The organism is Novosphingobium sp. MD-1, from assembly GCF_001014975.1.
In the GTDB taxonomy this organism is placed as follows: domain Bacteria; phylum Pseudomonadota; class Alphaproteobacteria; order Sphingomonadales; family Sphingomonadaceae; genus Novosphingobium.
This window is the reverse complement of the sequence record NZ_BBXA01000033.1, coordinates 1-16,143: the sequence shown is the minus strand read 5'-3', so window position 1 is coordinate 16,143 and position 16,143 is coordinate 1. Positions and strand designations below refer to the sequence as shown.

The window sequence follows — 16,143 nt, the reverse complement described above, 5'->3', positions numbered from 1 at the left end:
GGTTCAGACCGAGCATGAGCGATCTGTATTGGCTGACGGACGCGCAGATGGCGCGTCTGCCGGCCTATTTCCCCAAGAGCCACGGCAAGCCCCAGGTTGATGAGCGGCGAGTGCTGAGCCTAAGCTATTTGTTCTCGGCAGCTGCATGCATGGGAAGAGGAACTGAAATTGAATTGCCTATCGTTTTGAGCAGCAAATCGGCGGGCACCGGCTTATGCAGCACGATCAAATCAGCACGGGCTGCCTCGGCGAGACGCGTGGGATGGGTATCGCCGGTAATCAAAAGAACCGGGAGTTCCTGGCCCGCTAGAGCGCGGAGCCGGCGCGTAGCCTCTATCCCGTTTTCACCATTGCGCAGCCGGAAATCGCAGATCGCAAGATCTGGCGCTTCTCGCCGCGCTGCCTCACAGGCTTGCGCAATGGTTTCACAGCCGACCGCATCGAAGCCGGCATCGGCAAGCAGGGCGCACAAGCCTTGGCGCACTGCCTCGTCATCCTCCAGGATCAGTACGCGGCCACCCGCTCGCCTGAACGCAGGCACTGCTGCCGGCTGGAGAGGCGTTTCGAGAGTATACGTCGCTACGCTTGCCGGAAGCTCGAGTCCGAACACGCTTCCCTGACCGGGCTTCGAGCTGAGCGTAATCCGTGCACCGATCAGGTCTGCGAGCCGGCGCGCGATGGCAAGGCCCAATCCGAGACCTTTGCGACGGTCACGTTCTGGATTCGACAATTGCAGAAAGTCAGCAAAAATGGCCTCGTGGTGATCCGTGGGAATGCCGATGCCGGTATCCCACACCTCAACCCGCACCATCGTGCCGCGCCGGCGGCAACCGACGAGCAGGCCTCCGGTGACCGTGTAGCGGATCGCATTGGTCACGAAATTTTGCAGGATCAGTTTGACCAGGGTCGGGTCGGACCGAACCCACAGATCGCTGTCGCGCGTCCGGTAAAACAACTGCCGATCGTCAGCGGTGCTTCCGGTCTCTTCCTCGATTTGGCGCAGGACCGGGCCGATGGCAAAGGACTGCCATTGCGGGACAATCACGCCCGCTTCGGCGCGCGAGAAATCGAGCAGGGCGTCGAGCATCTCGGATGACGCCCGCAGGGCGGCAAGAGCCTGATTCATCGTGTCGCGTTGCAAGTCGTCAAGCCGGCTGCGATCGAGCAAGGCGAGGAACAGGCCGAGCGCGTGAATCGGCTGCCGCAGGTCGTGGCTGGCCGAAGCCAGGAAGGTCGATTTGGCCGCATTGGCGGCGTCCGCCTCGACCTGCGCGCACCGGGCATGGTCCACCTCGCGCTCGAGGCTGCGGGCAAGTTCAGCGTTGCGGAAACTCAGCTCGATGGTGCGCTGGTACGTTTGCCCCGCCACCGTGGTATTGGAATAAGTGCCAAGGCAATAGATGATCATCAGCAGAGGCATGTAGGTAAAGTAAGGGTTGCTGCCTGCCGTCAGCCACAGAGCCATGAACGAGACCAGTTCCACCACGATGAACGTGCAGATGTAAGCCAGGTGCACGCGCGGCAGCGGGCTGTACGAGGTGATGCCGCCGCTCAGCACTCCACCGATCGCCATGACCACGAATATGAACTGGTCGGGCTGGGCCTTGGCCGCGGCAATCCACAGCAGCGCACCCCATCCCGCGGCGTGGAGAGACTGGGTTACCATCAGCCGCCGCACCATTCGCTCGGGATGCGTGGCGATCGCCTCGTCACGAATGAACCAGCGAATCTCGATCTGCTCGCCCAGCTTGAGCAGCGTTTGCGTGGCCAGCCAGATAGCGATCGGCATTCCCAGCTGGCGCAGCACCCAGGCGACGAACAGCGATAGCGCCAAGGTGGACCATGACGAGCGGCCGAGCACGCCATAGATCAGGCGCACCTGTTCCACGAGCACCGCGCGTTGCGGGGAAGCCATTAGGTCCTGGTCCGAAGCCGCAGCGATACCTGGCGTCACAACAAGCCCACCGCGCGCGCCCGGAACACCGCGGCAGTGCGGTTGGTTACGCCAAGCGATTTCAGGATCAGCTGAACATGCCCGCGCACGGTGAATTCGGAAAGGCCCAGGGTCCGGCCGATCGCCTTGTTCGACAGGCCCTGGCTCAGCAGTTTCAGCACTTCAACCTGGCGCGGACTGAAGTCCGGCGAGCTGGCGGCCTCGGGCTGGATTCCAGGCACCTGCCGCCGTAGGACCGAGACAAGTCGTTCGGGCGATTCTGATTTGGCGACCATGGCCTCGACGCCGCTGGCCATAGCGCGCGCCAGCACCGCCTGGTCCTGCTCGGAGGTGACGAACACGATGCGGCAGGCGGGCCACCGCAGCCGCAGCATCGGCACGGCTTCGATGCCGCTTATGCCTTGCAGATTGATATCGAGCAGCACGACGTCGGGAATCGCCTCATTCCATTCCAGCGCCATCCCGAGAGCCGCGAACGAAGCGAGCCGCGCGCCGGGAAAGCCTTGCCGGATAATCAGTTCCACTCCCGAACTGAACAAGCCGTGGTCGTCAATCAATAGGAAGTTGGGACTGGACAACACTCGCCCCCGCTCGAACTGTAACCCCGACGGCCCCCTCGCCATCGATGCGACCTCATCATCGAAAATCCGTTTGGCGACAAGCCTTCGAATTTCCCTAACGCAAGTCCAGACAATCAAAACGGATTCGCCCGATCGCCTCGTAGTTTGGGGTGAGTGTCGATGGCCCTGAGCGGTTCCCCAGCGAGTACTGTCCCGCGCTGGGAATTACACCCTACATTTTGACTAGTCTCAGTGCCTGAGCGGTCAAAATGTCGTGATTTCCTGCACTTGTCGCGGGGTGTATCCGAAGTGGATGCGGGGGATGAAGATCGGGAATGGCGGGCCGCTGAGCTCGCTCGGGCTGGCCTTGGCGTTGCACGCGGGCCTTGGTGCGGAACCAGCGGCGGCCCAAGCAGCGCCGCCTGCGCCCCCCGTGGACGCGGCAAGGCAGGGAGAGGTCCTGCAGCGCCAGCAGCAGGAACAGATCCAGCAGGATGTCACCCGCATCCTGACCAGCCCGCAGCCGCAAACGGTGATCGAGGTCCCGACCCACGAAAAGGCGGTCGCCAGCCAAGGCTCCTGCCGCGAGATCAAGGCGATCGAATTCGAACATAGTCCGCTGCTGGACGAAGGCCGCCGCCGCGAACTCACCGCGCCCTACATCGGCCGCTGTCTCGGGCTTGGCGACGTCGAGAACCTGTTGTCCGACATCACCCGCTTCTACATCGAGAAGAGCCGGCCGACGACGCGGGTCTACATCAAGCCGCAAAGCCTGCAGCAGGGCGTGCTTGTGCTCGATGTGGTGGAAGGCAAGGTCGAGAAGGTCGTGCTTGACGACAAGGCCAAGGGCACGATCAATATGACCGGCGCCTTCGGCAATGTGGCCAACAAGGCCTTTAACCTGCGCGTGTTCGAACAGGGGCTCGACCAGGTCAACCGCCTCGCCTCGAACCATGCGACGCTCGACATCCTGCCGGGATCCCAGCCCGGGTACAGCGTGGTGCGCATATCCAACCGCGTGGGATCGCGCCTCCACGTCAGCGGATCCTACGACAACACCGGACAGCCTTCCACCGGCCGCAACCAGGCAACCGGGACGGTCATCCTGGACAATGTGCTCGGGATCAACGACCTGATCAGCTATTCACGCCGGCAGACCGTGTTCCCGGGGGGACCGAACCGCGACTCCCGCTCGAACAGCGTGCTGTTCTCGGTGCCGCGCAACGCCCTGACGCTGAGCGGGGGCTATAACGATTCGGACTATACCTCGCAGACGGTGACCGGCGGCGGCACGGTGTTCGTGCTGACAGGGCACAACGCCACCGCCTTTGGCCGCGCCGATCTCCAAGTATACCGCGATAGCCACAACAAGGTGGAACTGTCGGCGCAAATCACCAACAAGCGCAACCGCAACTACATAAACGGCATCTATCTGCCGGTCAGCTCGCGCGTGCTTACCGTGCTTGAATTCGATGCCAACTGGTCGATCCTGGTGGGACGCGGCTCGCTGAAGCTCGGCATGGGCGCGGTCAAAGGGCTGAAGGCGCTTGGCGCGCTGGACGACGCCATTGCGCAGACCGGGCCGGGAGGCCCGCGTGCGCAGTTCACCAAGCTTACCGCGCATGCCTACTACTCGATCGCGCTTCCCGCGGGCCGCACAAGCCTGGTCTTCTCGAGCGAGGTGGAAGCGCAATACGCTTTCGATCCGCTCTACAGCAGCGAGCAGATGGTGATCGGATCACCGTTCACGGTCCGCGGCTTTCTCGTCGGTAGCCTCGTAGCCGATCGTGGCGCCTTTCTGCAAAACGACCTGACAGCGCTGCTGCCCGTGCAGATCGGCCCGCTGCGCGGGCTGATCCGTCCGCACCTGGGGCTCGATGGAGGCTTTGTCGGCTCGGCCTCGCCGGGCGGACCGAGTGGCACCATCGCGGGCGTCTCCGGCGGGGTCGGCGTCAGCGCCGGGCCGGTCAATCTCGATTTCACCGCGTCGCGCGCGATCGCTCGCGGGCCGCTTCCCGACGAAGGCACGCTGGCTTTCGTCAGGGCCTCACTCTCGTTCTAGGATGCGAACCATGCGCGCGTTGACGGCAACCCGCAGTCCCTCCCGCCGCCTGCGTTCGGCCAGCTCGGTCTCCACGCTGGCGCTGGCAGCAATGCTGGTCTCCGCTCCCGGAGGCCAACTGCTGGCGCAAGTGGCGCCGAACAGTGCCGCCACCCAGGTCCGCAATGCCGATAACGGGGTGCCGGTGGTGCAGATCGCCAATCCCAATGCGGCGGGGATCTCGGTCAACACCTACGACGCCTTCAACGTTTCCAGCCGGGGCGTCATCCTCAACAACGCCACCGCCGCCGACGCCAATGCCGAAGGCCGGGTGACAACCCAGCTGGCCGGGCTGGTCGACATCAACCGCAACCTCACCGCGCCGGCCCGGGCGATCCTTAACGAGGTGACCTCGACCAACCCAACCGTGCTCGCCGGCTACCTGGAGGTGGCCGGGCAGAGGGCGGACGTAATCGTTGCCAATCCCAACGGGATCTCCTGCGGCGGGTGCGGAGTGATCAACACTGCCGCGTTCACGCTCACCACCGGACGTTCGCGGATCGACGGCACAGGACAATTGCTCGGCTTCGACGTGACCGGTGGGACGATTGCGTTAACCGGAGCAGGGCTCGATGCCCAGACAACCGATTATGCTGCGCTGCTTGGCCGCAAGATCGCGCTTGGCGGGCCGGCTTATGGGAAGGTGCTCGATGTCGTCGGCGGCGCCCACCGCTGGGACTACCAGGCACGAACCGCCTCCGCGCTGGCCGGCGTTGGAGCGGCGCCCGACTACGCCATCGATTCGACCGCTGTCGGCGGAATCTACGCCAACCGCATCCGGCTGATCGCGACCGAGGCCGGGGTCGGCGTTCGGCTGCTGGGCGATGCGGCCGCGGTGGCAGACGATTTGACGATCACCGCCGCGGGCGATCTCGAATTGCGTGCCAGTATCTCCGCCGCGCGCGACCTCGCCATCGCTGCCGGTTCTGCTGGCGTCGGTGACCTGACCGCGAGCGATACCAGCCTCACCTCAGGACGCGACCTGGCGCTGGCCGCAGCGGGCAAGACAACCCTGACCGGTGGCGCGATCATCGCGTCTGGCAACCTGTCTCTAACGTCTGCGGCTTTGGCCGATACCACTTCCGCCACGGCGCTGGCCAACGCCAACCAGCGCTATGCCGGCGGCGCAATGTCCTTCGACATCGCCGGTGCCGCGACGCTGGGCGGTACCAGCTATGGTGCGGCAGGTTCGCTGACGGGGCTCGTCGGCAGCTTGGCTACCACCGGCAGCGGGTTCGTCTACAGCAACGGCGGCGCCCTCACGCTGACCGCGGGCACGGGCAATCTCGATCTCGGCGGCTACGCGGTAACCAGCCCGGGCGCGCTGACGCTCGATGCCGCGGGTTTCGTCAGCAGTGCAGGCAATGGCACGGTGGTCAGCGACAACGGCGCGGTGACGGTCCGCGCCGGGGCAGGCCTCAACAATGCGGGCACGATCGCTGCCAATGCCGGAGGAATCGCGCTTCAGCTCGGCGGCACATCCGCCAACAGCGGCACAATCGTTGCGCAAGGCGATCTGACGTTGGCCGATCGCAGCGGCGGCGGTGGTGAGGCGTTCACCAACGCCGCTGGCGGGCGCTTGCTCACCTCCGGTTCGCTGACGATGAAGGCGGCCGTGCTGCGCAATGACGGGACCGTCCAGGCGGCCCGGACTATCGCGACCGCCGATACTCTGGCCAACACCGGACTGTTCATAGCCGCGACCGATCCCGCCGCTGATGCTGCGATCACCGTAGGAAGTCTGACCAACGTCGGCACGCTCCAGGCTTCTCGCGATCTGGCGCTGCACCTGGCGACCAGCTTCGCCAACAACGGCACGACCAGCGCCGCGCGCGGGCTGACGATCGACGGTGGTGCCGTGGCAACCAATGCAGCGGGCGCTGCCATCTCGGGCGCAACGGTCAGCGCGGTGCTAGCTAGCCTCGACAACGCGGGCACGGTTGTTGGCGGCAGCGCATTGACCCTGGCTACCACGGGTACGCTCACCAACCGCGCCACCGTCGGCTCCAACGGCACGCTGGTTGTGACGGCGGGTTCGCTGAGCAACGCTGCCACGGGCACGCTGCAATCGGGCATGGGCGGCAGCGTGTCCGCCACCGGCGCGCTGGTCAACGCAGGCGCGGTATATCTCGCCAACGCCAGCGGAAGCGGCACGATCAGCGCAGGCACGCTCGACAACCAGGCCGGCGGGCAGATCGTCTCGCAGGCTGATCTCGCGCTGCGGATCGGCGGTGCCACTCTGGTGAACGCGGGCAACCTGCTCGCGCAGGGCAACCTGGCGATCACCGGCACCGGCACCGCGCTGGCGGTGACCAATGCCGGACAGGCGTTCATCCAGGCGGGGTCCGCTGCAGGCAAGTCTGTGACCATCGGCGGCACCGCGGTCAATTTGACCACCGCGACCAATTCGGTGCTGACCGGTAACGGCATCGCGCTCACCCTTGCGTCGCTCGACAATGCCGGCGCGCTCAACGCCAATGGCGCGCTGGCGTTCACCGCCACCGGCGCGGCCAGCAATTCGGGCGTGCTGATCGCGGGGACCACGGTGACCGGCACGGCGGCGAGCGTTGCGAACAGCGCCTCGGGCGGCATCCAGGCTGGTGCCGGCGTGACCCTTTCGGCGAGCGGCACACTGGAGAACGCAGGCACGATTCTCACCACCAAGGGCAACGGCGGCGCAATCACGCTCGGCGGCGCACTCGACAACGCCGCGGGCGCGATCGTGCAGTCCGATGGTCTGCTTTCGCTCACCCTCGCCATGGCTGGCTCTCGCAACGCTGGCACGCTGCTCGGCGTCGGGGGTGTGGCGCTTCACGGTGGCACCAACGCGGTGACCCTCACCAACGCGGCAACAGGCGTGGTCGCCGCACAGGCGGCCACGGGCGCGGCACCGGCCACGTTGACGAGCGATGGTGCACTCTCGCTGGTAAACATCGCCGGCGGCGTGCTCACCGCCGATCGGCTGGCGCTTGGGCTTGCGTCACTGGACAACGCGGGCGCGATCGGCGCGACAGCAGGATCGAACACGATAAACGTGGCCGGCACGCTCGCCAACAGCGGCAACCTCGTGCTCTCGGCCGATACCGGAGGGAGCGGCACGGTCACGGCAGCTTCGCTGACCAACAGCGGCAGCCTCGCCTCGAACGGGGCGCTCACCGTCAATCTCAGCACGATGCTGGCAAACAGTGGCGCTTTGCAGGCGGTGGGCAACCTTTCGCTGATCGCGGGCAGCAACGCCGCTGCGTTCACCAATTCCGCCGCCGGACGCATTGTATCTGGCAGCGCGTTGTCAATCAGCGGTGCCAACGCCGCTTTCTCCGACCAGTCAGGCCAAGTGACCGGGCAGACGGTGGCGGTCACGCTCGCCAGCCTGGCCAACACGGGCACGGTCGTGGCGAACGGCAATCTCGGACTGACCGTTTCGGGTGCGCTGGCGAATAGCGGAACGATCGGCGCCAATGCCACGCTGACACTGGCTGCGGGCAATCTGGACAATGCCTCGGCAGGGCAGATCCAGTCGGAAATCGGCGGCGCAATCACGATCGCGGGTCTGCTGGACGATGCCGGGCGGATCTTCCTGGCCAACTCCAGCGGTAATGCCGCGCTTACCCTCGGGTCGCTCAAGGTGCAGCAGGGCGCGCGGCTGGTTTCGCTGGGCAAGCTGGCGCTGACCTTTGCCGGTGGCGCACCCACGCTCGACAACGCCGGCCTCATCTCGGCGCAAGACGACATCACGCTTTCCGGCACAGGCCTCGCGCTTACCAATCGCCTCACCGGCACGATTCAGACGGCGCCCGCCAGCCCCACCGCCACTGGGCGGATCACGCTAGATGGTAGCGGCACCGTACTGATTAACCAGGGCCTCGTGCTCGGCAACGGGCTCGACTGGAGCTTCGCCTCGCTCGACAACCCGGGCACGATCCAGAGCCGCGGCAACCTGGCGCTGGCCTACAGCGGTGCGGGGCAGAACGCGGGAACGATCTACGCGCAAGACGGGACCGCCGCGATCACCGCGGCTGGGTTCACCAACCTGGCCGGCAGCGTGTTCCAGGCTGACAAGGGCACCACATTCACGCTCGCAGGGGATCTGAACAATGCGGGCACGCTGATCGGATCGACCGACGGCGCGGGAACGCTGCTGGTCAATGCGGCGAACTTGGCCAACAGCTCGGCCATCCAGTCCGGCAAGGACGCCACTTTCAACCTTTCGGGCAGCGGTTTCGTCAACAGCGGCACAGTGATCGCCGCGGGCGACCTCGCGATTCATGGCACCGGCGCGACCCTTTCCGTTTCCGCGACAGGTAGCGGCGTGATCGCCGCACAGGCCGCCGCAGGAGCCGCGCCGGCCCGCCTGACCATCGATGGGCCTGCCACTGTGCTTGCGACCGATGCGGGTGCGGCAATCGCCGCCGATGCGGCCAGCCTGACACTCGGTTCGTTCGTCAATGCGGGCCGCTTCGTCACCGGCAGCGGCGCGACCAACCTGACGATCGCTGGCACGCTGACCAATACCGGCAGGGTCTTCACCGGCGGCACGCTGGGTTTGACGGCGGCTTCGCTCGACAACCGGCTCGGCGCGGTCTTCGCGCCCTACAACGGCACGATCACGCTCGGCACCGGCCTGACCAACGCCGGCACGGTTTATGTCGCCGGCAACCTGGCGCTGCGCGCGATCAACGGCGACAACCGCGCGATCGCCTTCGACAACCGCTTCACTGCGGGGCCGGGCGGATCGACCGGGACCGATGGGCTATTCCAGGTGGTCGGCACGCTCGATGCCAAGGCGGGTGGGCTGGCGTTCGGCATCGGTGCGGGCTCGACTCTGCTGGCCGGGCGGCTCGACCTCGGCATCGCCTCGATCAGCAACGCGGGAACGATCCAGGGCGATGTGGGGTCGTCGATTGGGCTTTCGGGCGCGTTGCTCAACCAGGGCGCGATCTACTTCGTGCCAGCAGCGAGCGGGATATTCCCTGCCGTCACCATCAGCGCGGACACGATCACCAACGGCGGCACCGGCGATATCGAGGCGGCGACGGGACTAGCCCTCAACGGCACCAACGGCATCAGCAACGCGGCGGGCGGCAAGATCGTGGCCAACGATGCGCTGACCCTCGCCACACCGGGCAGTGGCGCGCAGGTGATCAATGCTGGCCTGCTGTCCGCCGACACGATCCTCGCCAACCAGGTTCGCCAGTTCGTTTTCCAAACCGGCGGACGCAGCACTTCGCGGCTGTTCACCATGCGGCCCAACGATTCGGGCCTGAGCGGAACGTTGCTGCAATTGGCCGACGGGGCGCAGATATCCGCGTCGGATTCGTTCCTGATCGGGGTGGACAGTCTCGCCATGCAGGGGGCGGGTTCGAGGTTAGTGGGCGGCAGCGGGGTGTCGGGCCTCACCACCTTCGGCCCTCTGACGGTAAACGGACTGATTTACGGCGGCGGCGGGCTCAATCTGGAGGTGCGCAGCGATCAGCCTCTGGTTGTGTCCAGCACAGGGGCAATCGCGTCGGGTGGTGCGACCACGATCGTGGCGCGTCCAGCCTTTGTCAGCCAGGTTGGGCAGGTCATCAACTCGGGCGAAATCTACGGCGCCACCGCGGTCAACATCACGGCTGGCGGCGCGATCATCAACAAGGGCACAAGCGACGTCGCCTCCGCCTCGGCGGGCTTTGCCGGATCAATCGATTCCGGTGGCTCGATCACGTTGACGACCAGCATCCCCACGTATGGTTTTGTTGGTACGATCGCCAATTATAGCCAGATCAACGCGTCGGGCGACATCACGATCAACACCACGAACTTTACAAACTCGACCCCGGGCGACTGGACCCGGACTTCATCCTCGCAGACGATCTCCGATCCCTCCACCGTTGCCAGCGTGGGGGCAAGAAGCTGCACCAACGCAACGCCCTCGGTCTGCAATGACCAGCAGATCTTCCGGCGCCAGATGTACCGCTTCGATGTCCAGTCGTTCGCCAACGGGCTGTCGGGGCCGTCCTATGCGCCGCAGGTCGTTTCGGGCGGCTCGCTGTCGGTCAACGGATTCAGCCGGGTGGAAAACGTCGGCGGTACGCTGTCCGCCGGCACCATCAACCTCAACGGTGCTAACCCCTCATCCACTTTCCTCTCGGATTCGCTGGCCCTGCAGACGAAGGAGACCCGGTTCTACTTCCTCGATGTCGTCAGGCACACGATCACCTTCGCCAACCCGAACAGCACCATCGTACTGTCCGATGTCACCACCACGGAGACAAAAACGTGCTTCAGCGTTGCCGACGATCCCGCCTGCGGTCAGAATTTCGGTGATATCAACACGTATTTTTCTAACCGCGCGGCCGCGACCAATCCTGGCATTTTCGCAGGAACGCTCAACGGCAACAATTTCGGGCTGACCAACATCGGTTCGGCCCGCACGGTCAATGCCAACACGATGACCGCAACGGCCACCGCGCCGGGGGCCTCGTCGGGCACGGCCACCGGCACTGCCGCCCCCACCGCCGGCGGCGTGGGCACCACCGGCGCGACCGGCGCCACCGCCGCGACCGGGACCGGGGCGGGCAGCGGCGCCGCGCTGGCGGCCGGCACCTCCACGATGATCGCCGGGGTAACCGGGGCGATGACGGGCGCGATCGCCGTCACCGGCACCGGCCCGACCGCGATTGCCAATCCGGTCAGCGTCACCACGGTGGGCGGCAAGCCCGCGGTTTCGTTCGGCGGCACCACGGTCACGCTGCCGACCAATCCCAATGGCCGCTTCGTGACGGTGCCGGGCTCGTCGGGGCAGTTCCTGGTCGAATCGAACCCGCTGTTCACCATGCCGCTCGCCGGCCTGAGCTCGGACCTGTTGGCACAGAAGCTCGGGATCGGACCCGATGCGCTGGGCAAGCGGCTGGGCGATGCCGATTACGAAGCGTACCTGATCAGCCAGCAACTGCTCGGCGCCACCGGGCGCACGCTGCTGTCCAGCTATGCCAGCCTCGATGACCAGCTTTCCGCGCTTTATGACAATGCCGCGAAGTACGCGCAGGCCAACGGCCTTACCATCGGCCAGCCGCTGACCGAGGCGCAGGCCGCCGCGCTGCCCGGTGACATCATCTGGCTGGTGCGCACCTCCGTGGGCGGCGAAAGCGTGCTGGCGCCGGTCGTCTATCTCTCGCCCGCAACCAAGGCCGCGCTGGTGACCGGCAGTGGCATCATCGCAGACAACGTCAACCTGCAGCTGACCTCGCTCACCAACGACGGCGGGGCGATCACCGGCACGAAAACCAACGTCATCCGCGCCTCCGGCAACATTCTCAACACCAACGGCGCGCAGATCACCGGCGGGCAGGTCTATCTCAAATCCGCCACGGGCACCGTTTCCAACCTGGCGAGCACGATCCAGGGCACGCAATCGGTGGCGATCGTTGCGGCTGGCGACGTGATCAACACCGGCGGAACCATCTCGGCGGACAGGATCGCGCTGCGGTCCGACAACACGGCGGTCGACCTCAAGGGCGGCACCATCGCCGCGGGCACGGCGCTTTCGGTTGACCAATACCAGGGCATCAAGGTCGACGGGACCAACAACCTCTACGGTAAGAACCTGGCGCTGACGACGCGCGGCGGCAGCATCGAGGTCGCCACCCAGACGCAGACGGTGCAGAACGGAACAACCGTAGCCACCCAGGTTGGTCCACGCGCCGCGATCGTGGCGAGCGAGAGCCTGACACTGAACGCGGCGAAAGACATCAAGGTCCAGGGCGGCACGGTCAGCGCCGGGAAGGACCTGGTGCTCAACGCAGGTAATGCCATCGACATCGGCACGGTGACCGCCACCGAAGCAAGCGCATCGAAAACCAAGCAGGGCCGCACGACCACCACCAGCCAATCCACCAGCACCACCAACATTGGCTCCAACCTGAGTGCGGGCGGCAACCTCGTGCTCAAGAGCGGGGGATCGACCACGATCACCGGGAGCAACGTGAACGCCGGGGGCGATGCCGCTATCGTGGCCGGCGGGGTGGTAACCATTGCCGCGGCCACCGACACGAGCAGTTCGAAGACGACCGAGAAATACAGCGGCGTCTTCCAGAAGCGGACCACCACCACCACCGTCGACACCGCTACGAACGTGGGATCGAACGTCACCACCGGCGGTTCTCTCTACGTCAAGTCGGGCGGCGACACGAACATCACCGGCGGCAGCCAGATCAAGGCCGGCGGCGATGTCGTTGTCGATACCTCGGGCAACAACCTCAACATCCTTGCGGGCAATGACAAGACCACCACGACGGTCGATTCGAAAAAATCGGGCTTTGGCGTGGGCGGCGGACTTTACGGCAGCGAATCCGTTCGGACGACGGACAAGGAAACGCGCAATGTTTCGTCGGGGATCGCCGCCGGCGGCCAGCTCGCGCTGGTCAACAACAGGAACGTGACGATCCAGGGCTCGAACGTCAGCGCGGACAAGGGCGGGCTGATCCAGGCCACCAACGATGTCAACATCGTGGCCGGCGCCGACACGAGCGAGGTGACCAGCCACAAGGAAACCAGTTGCATCCTGTGCGTAAGCAGCAGCAGCACTGGCACGACGTCTGCGGGCGCGAGCGCCTTCGCGAAGAAGACAGGCGCTGGCGGCGAGGTTTCGGCCCAGGCCCAGGCATCGGCGGAGGGCAAGAATTCCTCCTCGCTCAACTTCTACAGCAAGACGGTGACCGACAGCCAGGCGAAGAAGTCCGACAGCGTCGCCTCCAACGTGACGTTCGGCGATAAGGGCGCGATCGTGGCGGGCAACACCCTGACCATCCAGGGCTCGAATGTGGCGACCACCGCCGGTGATCTCGTGCTCAAGGGCAAGGACGTGAACATCCTGTCCGGCGAGAACACCGAGACGAGCACGACGACGAGCAAGACCACATCGGTCGGCATCTTCGTCGATTCGCAAGGCAAGGCGAGCGCGGAGGCCAAGGCCGGCGCGATCGGCGCGGTCGCGGGCAAGGATGGCAAGGCCGCATTGGCAGCGGGCGGCAATGCCAGCGCCAAGGCTTCGGCTGAAGGATCGAGCACGGTGACGATCGGCGCGCGAGTCACCAGTTCGAAGGACACCACCGACAAGCTGACCAACGTGGGCAGTCAGATCAGTTCGGGCGGCAACCTCGTGATCGTGGCGGACAACGACATCACCACGCGCGGCGCAAACCTTTCGGCGGCGGGCAAGCTGGTCGAATCCGCAACCAACATCAACAACCTGGCGGCGACCGATCACGACATCACCACGTCGAGCAGCAGCCAGACGACTGCCGGACTTTACCTCACGGCCGGCGGCAAGGCCGAGGCCGAGGCTGGGGTCGAAGGTTCGGTGCAGCTTTCGCCGGACAAGATCGCCGCACAAGCTGGCGGCGCGGGCAGCCCGGCCAAGTTCGGGGCCACCGCCGGGGTCAAGGTCCAGGTCGATGCGAGCGCGGGGGTCCGCGTCGCCAACGAATCGCAAAGCTCGGTAGAGGGCAGCACGCACGCGGTCACCACCACGCTTTCAGCTGGCACGGACGTCGTCCGCGTGGCGAAGAACGCGATTAATGATCAGGGCACGCAGATCGCCGCAGGCGGAGATATCCTGCAAAGCGCGACGACGCTGACCGATCGCGCCGCAGCGGACACGAAGTTTTCCTCGACCTCCAGCCGCAGCGATGTCTTCGAGATCGGGGTCACTGCCAATGCCGGCGTCTCGCAAGGGTTGACCACCGACGCCCAGCTTGGCGCGGGGGTGAAGCAGGGCTTTACCCATAGCCAATCCGCAGAAAGCGAGAGCTCGAGCAAGGCCGTCACATCCAGCTACAACGCGGGTGGCCGCGTGGTTTCCGTCACCAGCGGCAAGACCTCGCTCGAAGGCACGCAGATCAAGGGCGATCAGGGCGTTGCGATCCAGGCTGGATCGTTCGATTACCAGGCCGCGCAGAACACCGAGAACAAGTCCGGCAAGGAGATCGGCGTCGACCAGAAACTGAGCGTCGACATCATCGGCAAGACCGTGGCCGGGGGCGTTGAGGCCGAATACGGCAAGAGTTCGAGCGCCAGCAGCGAAGCTGTCGTCGGCAAGATCGAATCGGGTTCGGGCAAGGTCAGTGTCACGACTACGGGGGGCGATCTGCGGCTCGTCGGCACCGAAATCAGCGGCGCGAAGGGCGTGGACGTGGGTGCCACCGGGGGCAACGTGTTGCTGGAGGCTGCGCGTTCCACCTCGACCAGCACGGCGGAAACCGCCAATGCCGGCCTGGACTTCACCGTGGGCAAGGAAAAGAAGGCAAGCAACGGCGGCACGCCGGGGGACGTCAATGGCAACAGCCTGGAAGTGAAGGGCGGTTACCAGGTGGACCGCACCAACACGGTGAAGAACGAGGTGGTCAAGCTTTCCTCCAGCCAGGGCACCGTCAATGTCGCGGGCGACAGCGTCACCCTGCAGGGCACCCGTATCGATGCAGCTACCGGCGCCAACGTGGTTGCGACCAAGGGCACGGTAACGAACCAGGCGGTGGTCGATATCAACCAGAAACAGGGCGGCGGGTTCAACGTGGCCATCGGCCTGGAACAGGCACCCAAGGACGCCAAGCCGGGGACCGGCGGCAAGGATCCGGCGGCGGCCGGCAATGCACCTTCCAACGCGAACACGGGCGGCGTCACCGGAAACCGTGCCCGTGCGGACGCCAACGCCGCACAGAATGCAGTCCTGCAGACGCCATCAGGGGGCCGGGCGCGGGCCGATGCGAACGCCGCGCAGAATCCGGTGATACCGTCGCCGAACCCGGGAGGGCAAACCGATGGGGGCACTCCTCCCACAAAGCCCAAGCTTGAAACCGAGGGCAGCGGTTCGGGCGGATTCAACGTCTACAACCAGACCGACAAAAAGACGGTCGACACCCGCATCACCTCGCAATCGGGTCCGGCGTTTGTCGGCAACGGCGTTTCGCCGATCGTGCAGCAGGTGATCACCGGCCCCGGTGCTCAGCAAGTGGCAATCGATCCCGGCGTCGCTGCGGGCGTGGTCACCACACGGAACCAGGCCGACAGTCTCTCGCCCGAAGCTCCGCAGACGGGCGGGGCTAGCGCGGTAGCCACCGGTGGAACCGCGCTTCGACAAGGGGCGGCTGCTGCGGGCCCGCAAACGGCCGTGGGTCGGGCTACCGGGATTTCGGGAGTGCCCTCCAGTGCCATCACGGTTGCGCCCATAACGGCCAACCCGGGCGCGCGGGCGCAAGCGGTGTCTCCCGCAGCGGGGCTAAGCAACGCGGCGGCGCCCGCGGCCGTCGCGCCGGTCGGCGCGGCCATTCAAGCAGCAACCCCGCTTGCGGCCCCCGAGGCGCGTGCCGTTTCGCGTGCCGGTGACCTGCCCGCAGTGAGTCAGGCCGTCCTTCCGGTCCCGGCCAATCCCATCAAATCGGCCGCACCGGTCGCGATCGTGGCGACGCCCAAGATCACGTACATCACGTCCGAGCCGCAGAGCGACAAGCAGGGCGGCGGCACCACCATCACGGCCGAGCCGCAGCGCGACA

General features: G+C 65.7%; 4 protein-coding genes and 1 pseudogene. 3 read left to right on the top strand and 2 right to left on the bottom strand.

What is annotated here, in order from left to right:
- Nucleotides 1-14 precede the first annotated feature (14 nt).
- Nucleotides 15-119: pseudogene (locus NMD1_RS17795) on the top strand (IS5/IS1182 family transposase); the annotation flags it as partial.
- A gap of 5 nt (nt 120-124) precedes the next feature.
- Here NMD1_RS17795 and NMD1_RS17790 read toward each other — a convergent pair.
- Nucleotides 125-1,915, bottom strand: a complete 1,791-nt coding sequence (locus NMD1_RS17790; protein WP_125956105.1) for a hybrid sensor histidine kinase/response regulator — start codon at nt 1,913-1,915, stop codon at nt 125-127.
- A 35-nt stretch (nt 1,916-1,950) separates the two neighbouring features.
- The gene (locus NMD1_RS17785) at nt 1,951-2,532 is read right to left on the bottom strand and encodes a response regulator transcription factor (protein ID WP_158453997.1); all 582 of its coding nucleotides are present in this window, start codon (nt 2,530-2,532) and stop codon (nt 1,951-1,953) included.
- 304 nt (nt 2,533-2,836) lie between these two features.
- Here NMD1_RS17785 and NMD1_RS17780 point away from each other — a divergent pair, with 304 nt between their 5' ends.
- Both NMD1_RS17780 and NMD1_RS17775 read left to right on the top strand, forming a co-directional pair.
- The gene (locus NMD1_RS17780; protein ID WP_125956100.1) at nt 2,837-4,576 is read left to right on the top strand and encodes a ShlB/FhaC/HecB family hemolysin secretion/activation protein; all 1,740 of its coding nucleotides are present in this window, start codon (nt 2,837-2,839) and stop codon (nt 4,574-4,576) included.
- Between the two features lie 10 nt (nt 4,577-4,586).
- A partial coding sequence (locus NMD1_RS17775) for a hemagglutinin repeat-containing protein (RefSeq protein WP_158453996.1) occupies nt 4,587-16,143 on the top strand: 11,557 nt, incomplete at its 3' end.